Annotated in this window: 5 protein-coding genes; 2 read left to right on the top strand and 3 right to left on the bottom strand. The window is 70.9% G+C overall.

Annotated features, from left to right (window positions below):
- On the bottom strand, positions 1–2,034 hold a 2,034-nt coding region (locus HUW53_RS21555; RefSeq protein WP_237347800.1), incomplete at its 3' end, for an AAA family ATPase.
- Positions 2,031–3,314 carry a metallophosphoesterase family protein gene (locus tag HUW53_RS21550; protein ID WP_237347799.1) on the bottom strand — a complete coding sequence of 428 codons (1,284 nt, stop codon included), beginning with the start codon at positions 3,312–3,314 and terminating at the stop codon, positions 2,031–2,033. The genes HUW53_RS21555 and HUW53_RS21550, both read right to left, overlap by 4 nt.
- A 274-nt stretch (positions 3,315–3,588) precedes the next feature.
- Here HUW53_RS21550 and HUW53_RS21545 point away from each other — a divergent pair, with 274 nt between their 5' ends.
- Complete coding sequence (locus HUW53_RS21545; RefSeq protein WP_237347798.1) at positions 3,589–3,981, top strand: TfoX/Sxy family protein; 393 nt, start codon at positions 3,589–3,591, stop codon at positions 3,979–3,981.
- A gap of 365 nt (positions 3,982–4,346) precedes the next feature.
- On the opposite strand, the gene HUW53_RS21540 is transcribed toward HUW53_RS21545, so the two are convergent.
- Positions 4,347–5,804 carry a DEAD/DEAH box helicase gene (locus tag HUW53_RS21540; protein ID WP_237347797.1) on the bottom strand — a complete coding sequence of 486 codons (1,458 nt, stop codon included), beginning with the start codon at positions 5,802–5,804 and terminating at the stop codon, positions 4,347–4,349.
- Positions 5,805–6,121: 317 nt separating this feature from the next.
- Between HUW53_RS21540 and HUW53_RS21535 the strand changes: the two genes are divergently transcribed.
- On the top strand, positions 6,122–7,279 hold the full coding sequence (locus tag HUW53_RS21535; protein ID WP_237347796.1) for an MFS transporter: 1,158 nt from the start codon (positions 6,122–6,124) through the stop codon (positions 7,277–7,279).
- Positions 7,280–7,311: the final 32 nt, after the last annotated feature.

The raw sequence follows: 7,311 nt of genomic DNA, 5'->3' as shown, positions 1-7,311 counted from the left end.
GTCCCAGCTCGCGACCTCGGCGAGCTGGGCGGCTTCCGCCTGCTGCGCCAGAAGATCGTCGGCGGTCTGGCGCAGCGCTTCCACATCCCGCAGAACCGCGAGCGATGCGGCGTCCGGCGGCAGGCTGGTGCTGGTCCAGAGCGCCGTCCAGGCCGTTTCGGCCGCATGGGCGGCCGCCTGGGCCTCGCCCGCGCGTGCGGCGGCGGCGGCGTGGCGGGCGTCCAGTTCCGCGAGGTCGATCTCGGTGCGGGCGAGGTCGGCGAGGCGCTGACTTTCGCTCTGGCGCTCATCGGCCAGCCGGTCGGCGGCGGTGGTGGCGCGCTCGAAATCCTCGGCCAGGGCCGCATCGTCCAGGTGGGCGGGGCGCTGGGCCAGCAGCACCGGGCGCAGCACGCGCCACAGCGTGTCGCGGCTGTCGCGGGTGGCGGCGATGGCCTGGGGCGTGGGCGCGCCGCCCGGACCTTCGAGGGCGAGGCGCCGCGCGCGCAGTTGCGCGGCCTGCTCGGCAAGGGCGTCGCGCTGCTCGACCGCACGGGCCATCGCGTCTTGAGCCGCCGTGAGGCGGCCAAGGGCGGCCTCGGCCATCGTGCGGTCCGGCAACGGGCGATGCAGCAGATCGTCGGGCGCCCAAGGGCCGAACGGCAGCCGCGCCATGCGCGCCGCCAGGGCTTCGCGGGCGGCGGCGAGGCGGCGGGCCTGGCTCTCGGCGTTCGCGGCGCGCGCTTCCGCGCCGTCCAGCGCCTCGAGCCGACGCTTCAGCGGTGTCGGATCCTCGGTGGCGGGCTGTTCCTCGGCCGCCCTGTCGGCCGCGCGGCGGTGGCGGGCGAGGGTGTCGGTCTCTTCGTCCAGGGCGGCGCGCCGGGCGCCGTATTCGCGCAGGCGATCCACCAGCTTTTCCGCGCGCACCAGCAATGGCAGGCCTGGCAGACGGGCGCGCACGGCGTCTACATCATCAAGCCCGAGCCCGGCGGCGACGCGGGCGAGGTTGGCGCGCGCGGCGTCCGCCTCCCGCCGGCGGTTGGGCAGGCTCGCGAGCTTGTCTTCCACCTGCGCCCGTTCCTCGTCCCGGCGGGCGATCTCGTCGGAGGCCGCCAGCAGCGCGTCGTCCACCAAGACTCCGTCGCGGGCGGCGCGAGCCTGGGCCTGCGCAAGAGCGGCCTTCGTGGCGGCATCCGCGGCGCGGGCCTGGGCCGCGAGCCGCTCGCGGGCGATCTCCGGGAAGCCGGCCTCGACCTCCGGCAACGGGCCGAGGGCGGCGCGGGCGGCCTCTTCGGCCGCGATCAGCCGCAGCTCCTTTGCCGCGCCGAGCAGGGACTGGGCTCGGTGCGCGGCCTGGGTCGCCGCTGCGTCGGCGGCGATGGCATCGGCTTTCGCGCGCGCGGCCTCGTCCGCGTCGGCGCGGGTCCGAGCCACGGCCTCGCCGCGCAGCTCGCTGTCCTGCCGCGCCTTTTCGGCGTCCTTGTAGCGCGCGACGGCGGCATGGAAGAGGTGCCGCGCGCTGGCGCGTTCCGGATTGAACACATCGGCGGCGGTGGCCTTCATCTGCTCCCGCAAGGCCGCCACCCGGCTCAGGCCGGGCGCCGCAGCGAGCAGCGTGTCCGCAAGGTCGCCACCGCCGGCCAGCAGCTTGGCGCCACCTTCGCGCAGGCGCTCCTGATCGAGGCCAAAGATGGCGCGGAACGCGGTCTTGTCGTGCGCACCGAGGAAGGGCGCGAGGACATCGTCGGGCAGCGGGGTATCCGTGTCCGGATCGACCAAGGTCGACTGCCGCCGCTTGAGACGCGCGAACGACAGGGTGCGCCCATCCGTTCCCACGATCGTGGCCGACAGGCGCATGGCCTTATAATCATGCAGGAAATTGAAGCGCGAGCGTTCTTCGATGCCAAACAGCACGTCGCAGGCGGCGGACAGGGCGGTGGTCTTGCCGGCCTCGTTCGCGCCGAGCACCACCACGACACGGGCGGCTGGGTCGAAGGTGATGGGGCGATCGGTGAAGCGCCCATAGCGGTCGAGCCCGAGGCTGAGAAATCTCATGAGGCGGTCCCATCGGGATCGGCGAGCCGCGCGAGGATGGCTTCTTCCGCTTCGGCGATGGCGGCGGCGAGCTGCGTGTCGAGGTCATCCCCGGCGTCGTCCCCGGCGTCCTCCCTGGCCTGGCTCAGGGCCTTGAGCACCGGCTTCGGCGCTTTGTCGTGCAGCTTGCGCAGGGTGTCGCGAATGTCCGCGCGCACCTGCGGGTCGGCGGCGACGGCGGCCAGGATCTGCCCGAAATCCGCGAGCATGGGCGCGGCTTCCGGGCGGGGGCCTTCGAGCCGGGTGGAAACCTTCTCGATCAGCAGGGCGTCGCTGACCTCGGCGGCCAGGGCCACCATGTCCTCGTGAAGCTGGATCGGATCGGCGCGCAAGGCGGACGCCAGCGGGCTCACGCCGGTGAGGGTGAGGCGCGCCGCCAAGGGCCGCCCGTCGGCCCGGTCCACGGCGTCGGAAAGGGCGGATCGGACCTTTTCCAGAAGGGTATCGCGCGCGCTGACGCCGGTGAGGTCGACGGCCACGGCGTCGAAGCGGGCGGCGTCGAGGGTCAGGGCTTCAAGGGCGACGATACGCCCATCCTCCACCCGCACCAGGGTGGCGCCCTTGGGGCCGGTTTCGCGGGCGTGGCGGCCCTGCAGGTTGCCGGGAAACACGATGGCGGGGCGCTGCGCCACCACCTCGCGCTGATGGATGTGGCCGAGCGCCCAATAATCGTAGCCGGTCCGCTCCAGGTCGGCGACGGTGCAGGGGGCATAGACCTCGTGCCCCTCCCGTCCGGTGAGGGAGGTATGCAGCACGCCGATGTTGAAATGGCCGGGCAGCGCCGCCGGATAGTCGAGGGACAGGTTGCGCGCCACATGGCGCTGCGCGAAGCCGCGCCCGTGCAGGGCCACTTGCAGCTCTGGCAGGGGCACGCTCTCCACCGCGTCCACCGGAAACCGGTGCACGTTCCGGGGCAGCGGAAGGTCGCTGGTGATGACCGAGGCCGCGTCGTGGTTGCCGCTCACGATGAAGACGCGGATGCCCTCGCGCGCCAGTCGGCTCATCTGCCGCACGAACACATGGCCGGTGGAGAAGTCCTTCCAGTCGCCATCATAGATGTCGCCGGCGATGACCAGGAAGGCGACCTTCCGCGCCAGCGCGGCCGACACCAGATTCTCCAGCGCCTGGCGTGAGGCATCGGCGAAGGCGAGGGCCTCCGGTCCACGCCGGGCGAGGCCGCGCAGCGGGCTGTCGAGGTGCAGGTCGGCGGCATGGAGAAATTGGAAGGAGCGGGGTGCCATGGGGAATCACTATGGCCCGTCCACGCGGGGCCGGCGCCAGATTGGGGATGACGCAGGCCCGTGGCAACCGCCTTGGCGCCCATGCCAGTGGGATCGGCGCCGCCGTCCTCGCGCGTTGATGGGTCTGAGGCCGGTGTTTCCGTGGCGCGCAGGCCCGCGCGCTCATCCGCGGCCGGGGCCGATCCGAACGGAAAACGCGTTGGAGGCACCGCTTGCGGGCTTGCGATTTGCCGGCGTGGGGGACACCCTCCGGAGCCCGAGGGAGGGATCCGTCATGGAGCCTGAAACCATCGCCGACCTGTTCAGCGCGTTCGGCCCGGTGCGTCTGCGGCGCATGTTCGGCGGTGCCGGCCTCTATGCCGACGGGCTGATGTTCGCGCTGGAGGCCGATGGGGTGTTGTATCTGAAGGCCGACGCGGCGCTGGCGGGGGACCTCGCGGGGCGCGGCAGCGCCCCCTTCCGCTATGTGGCCAAGACCGGCCCACGCACCATGGCCAGCTTCTGGCAGGTGCCCGACGCCGCCCTTGACGATGGGGAGGAACTGGCCGCTCTCGCCCGTCGCGCCCTGGCTGCGGCCCGCGCCGCGGCGCGGGAGAAGGACGGCAAGGCCGCGAAGGCGCTCAAGGGCGGACATGCGCGCCGACGACCGGGCCCGCCGCCGGCCTGAGTGCTCTTCGGCGGTGAAAGCGCCTGAAGGCGGTCGAGACCCTTTCGGGCACCGGGACATGGGAGAGGGTGGAGCGCCCCACGGCAGCCATACCCACGCCATGCGCGGCAAGGCTGTGCGCGGCAGGAGTGTTGTTCGAGCGTGCCGGATGAACGCCGGTGCCGGGTGTTCGTCAGTGCCGGGTGTTTGTCGGTGCCAGGTGTTTGTCCCTGTGCTCGTCTCAGGCGAACCGCGCGTTGCGCCGCGCGGTCGATGGGGCGATGGCGATCCGGGATCATGTCGCGGGCGCAACTTGTGGTGCCCCGAGGAGGGCACCACGCCGAAGCCGCGCGCATCCGAGGATGAAGCGGCCTCGGCCAGAGGCGTCAGCTGGCCTTCACCCGAACCGGGCGCAGGAGGAAGGCGGGCAGGTGGGACATATCCGCCGGCTCGTTGGCCGGTGTGCGCTCGCGGCGGGGCGGGCGGGCCTCGACGTTTTCCTCGCGTTGCGGGCGCCGGGGACGTTCGCTGCGGGGTTGCTCCTCGGCGCGGGCCGGGGCTTCAACGCGGGCCGGCGCCTCGACGCGTGGTTCGCGTGGAGCCTTTTCCCGCTCGCGACGGGGCTCGCCACCGCCTTCCTTCTCGACCCGGCGCTTGCCGCGCAGACGGCCGTCCTCGCGGTCGCGGCCCTCCTTCTTCTCGCGCGGCGGCGCCTCGCCCAGGGGCGGGCCCTGCCAGGGAATGGCATTGCCGATGAGCTTCTCGATGGCCGCCAGCGACTTGGCGTCGGTGTGGGTGACCAGCGTATACGCAACGCCGGTGCGGCCGGCGCGGCCGGTGCGGCCGATGCGGTGCACATAATCCTCGGCATGATGGGGCGTGTCGTAATTGAACACGTGTCCCACCGCCGGGATGTCGAGCCCGCGCGCCGCCACATCCGAGGCCACCAGCAAGGTGGCTTCGCCGGCGCGGAACTGGTCCAGCGCCTGGGTGCGGGCGTGCTGGTCCATGTCGCCGTGCAGGGCCACGGCATTGAAGCCGTGCTTCTGCAGCGAGCGATGAACCACCGCCACGTCGCGCTTGCGATTGCAGAAGATGATTCCGTTCTGCAGGTTGTCGCAATCGCGGATGAGGCCGCGCAGCACGTCCCGCTTCTCCCAGTCCTCGCGCCCGGAGGCGACCAGGAGCTGGGTGACGGTGGTGGCCGCGGAGGCGGGCTTGGACACCTCGATCTGCACCGGGTTCGACAGGAACTGGGCTACGAGGCGCTGGATCTCCGGCGGCATGGTGGCCGAGAAGAACAGCGTCTGCCGGGTGAAGGGCACCAGCTTGCAGATGCGCTCGATGTCCGGGATGAAGCCCATGTCCAGCATGCGGTCGGCCTCGTCGATGACGAGCACCTCGATGCCGGACAGCAGGAGCCGGCCGCGCTCCACATGGTCGAGCAGGCGGCCGGGGGTGGCGATGAGCACGTCAACGCCGCGCAGGAGCTTGGAGTCCTGGTCGCCGAACGAGACACCGCCGATCAGCAGCGCCACGTTCAGCTTATGGTTCTTGCCGTAGCGGGTGAAGTTCTCTTCAACCTGCGCGGCAAGCTCGCGCGTCGGCTCGAGGATCAGGGTGCGGGGCATGCGTGCCCGGGCGCGACCCTGTTCAAGGAGCGTCAGCATGGGGAGGGTGAAGGCCGCGGTCTTGCCCGTACCGGTCTGCGCGATGCCGAGCACATCTCGACGCGCCAGCACCTGCGGGATCGCCTGGGCCTGGATGGGTGTGGGCTCTGTGTAGCCCGTGTCGGCGACCGCCGCGAGAACCTTCGCGCTCAGGCCGAGTTCGGAAAATGACATTGCATCTTTTGGATGCGGCGGCGCGCCGCTGATCGAACGTCCCGTGCCGTACGGGCTCAGACGAGTGGTCGTCGGTCGGCGCGCTTGGATTCGACATAACTCGGACGACGGTTAGCACCATATGAAAAAACAGCGCCATGTCAATGCGTCCTTCCGTCTTGGGTTTGCGCGTGACCAATCCGTGGGCATGGCGCGGTCTTTGGCAGGCCCGTGCCACAGGGGCAAAGATCCGTGTCGTCCTGACGCTGGGGCATATTGACCGGAGCGCCGGCCTGGGGGAGGGCTAGGCGCAGATCCCGCCTTGCTCCGGTTCCCTTATGCCGTTTCTGTTCATTCTTGGCCTCGCCACGTTCGCGAGCACGTTTTCCATGCGCGCCGTCGATCCCATGCTCAACATCCTTGCCGCGGATCTGAATGTGACGCTGCAGGAGGTCGCCATGCTGGCGAGCGCCTTCACCTTGCCCTACGCCACCATGCAGCTTGTGTTCGGGCCCATCGGCGATGCGGTGGGCAAGGTGCGCCTGGTGCGCTTCAACCTGGTGCTGCTGACGCTGGGCCTTGCCGTCTCGGCGCTGGCGGTGAGCCATCAGATGCTGCTGGCGGCGCGCGTCTTTTCCGGAGCGTTCGCGGGGGGCATCATCCCGGTGGTGCTCGCCATGGTGGGGGATCGGGTGAGCTTCGAGCAGCGCCCGCTGGCGCTCAGCCGGATTCTCCTCGCGCTGGTGCTGGGGCAGTTGCTGGGTTCGGCGGCATCCGGCTTCATCGCCGCTTTCGTGGGGTGGCGGGAGGTGTTCGCCGCTGCAAGCGTCATGGCGGGCGCGGCGGCGCTGGCGACGTTTCTCGGCATAACGGAACAGAAGGCGCGCGAGCCCCTGTCCTTCGGCGCCTCCCTCACCCGCTACGGGGCGGTGCTGCGCAACCCGCTGTCCATCAAGGTCTATGCGGTGGTGGCCATCGAAGGGGCCTTTTCGTTCGGCGTGTTTCCCATGGTGGCGCCGCTGATGGTGGCCCATGGGCTCGGAGACGCGGTGGAGGCGGGGCTGGTGCTGGCCGCCTTCGCCATCGGTGGCGCCTTCTACAGCCTGGCCGTGCCGGTCCTGGTGCGGATCCTGGGATTGAGCGGCATGATGGGCGCCGGCGCGGTGAGTCTCGGCCTGCTGTTCATGATCTCCGCTTTGGTGCCCCATCTCGCGATGGTGGTGGGCTTGTTCGCCCTCGGCGGCTTCTGCTTCTATATGCTGCACAACGTGCTGCAGATCCTCGCCACGGAACTGGCGCCGGAGGCGCGCGGCTCCGCGGTGGCGCTGTTCGCGTCGGCCTTCTTCATTGGTCAGGCGTTCGGGGCGCTGCTGACGGCGCAGGTGGCGGTGCTGGTGGGCGTGGAACCAGTGTTCCTGCTGTCCGGCGCGGTTCTGATCGCGCTGGCCTATCCGGCCTCGCGACTGGCGCCGCGGGCTTCGCCAACGGGCCGTTGAGGCGCCGGGCGGCGCCTCGGGATGTTCAGTGA

The organism is Xanthobacter agilis, from assembly GCF_021730435.1.
GTDB lineage: Bacteria > Pseudomonadota > Alphaproteobacteria > Rhizobiales > Xanthobacteraceae > Xanthobacter > Xanthobacter agilis.
This window is presented reverse-complemented; position numbering and strand designations above follow the sequence as displayed.

What these genes read in the sequence shown, in the direction of transcription:
- HUW53_RS21540 (WP_237347797.1), bottom strand. Translation starts at nt 5,804, where the DNA reads ATGTCATTTTCCGAACTCGGCCTGAGCGCGAAGGTTCTCGCGGCGGTC.
- HUW53_RS21545 (WP_237347798.1), top strand. Translation starts at nt 3,589, where the DNA reads ATGGAGCCTGAAACCATCGCCGACCTGTTCAGCGCGTTCGGCCCGGTG.
- HUW53_RS21550 (WP_237347799.1), bottom strand. Translation starts at nt 3,314, where the DNA reads ATGGCACCCCGCTCCTTCCAATTTCTCCATGCCGCCGACCTGCACCTC.
- HUW53_RS21535 (WP_237347796.1), top strand. Translation starts at nt 6,122, where the DNA reads ATGCCGTTTCTGTTCATTCTTGGCCTCGCCACGTTCGCGAGCACGTTT.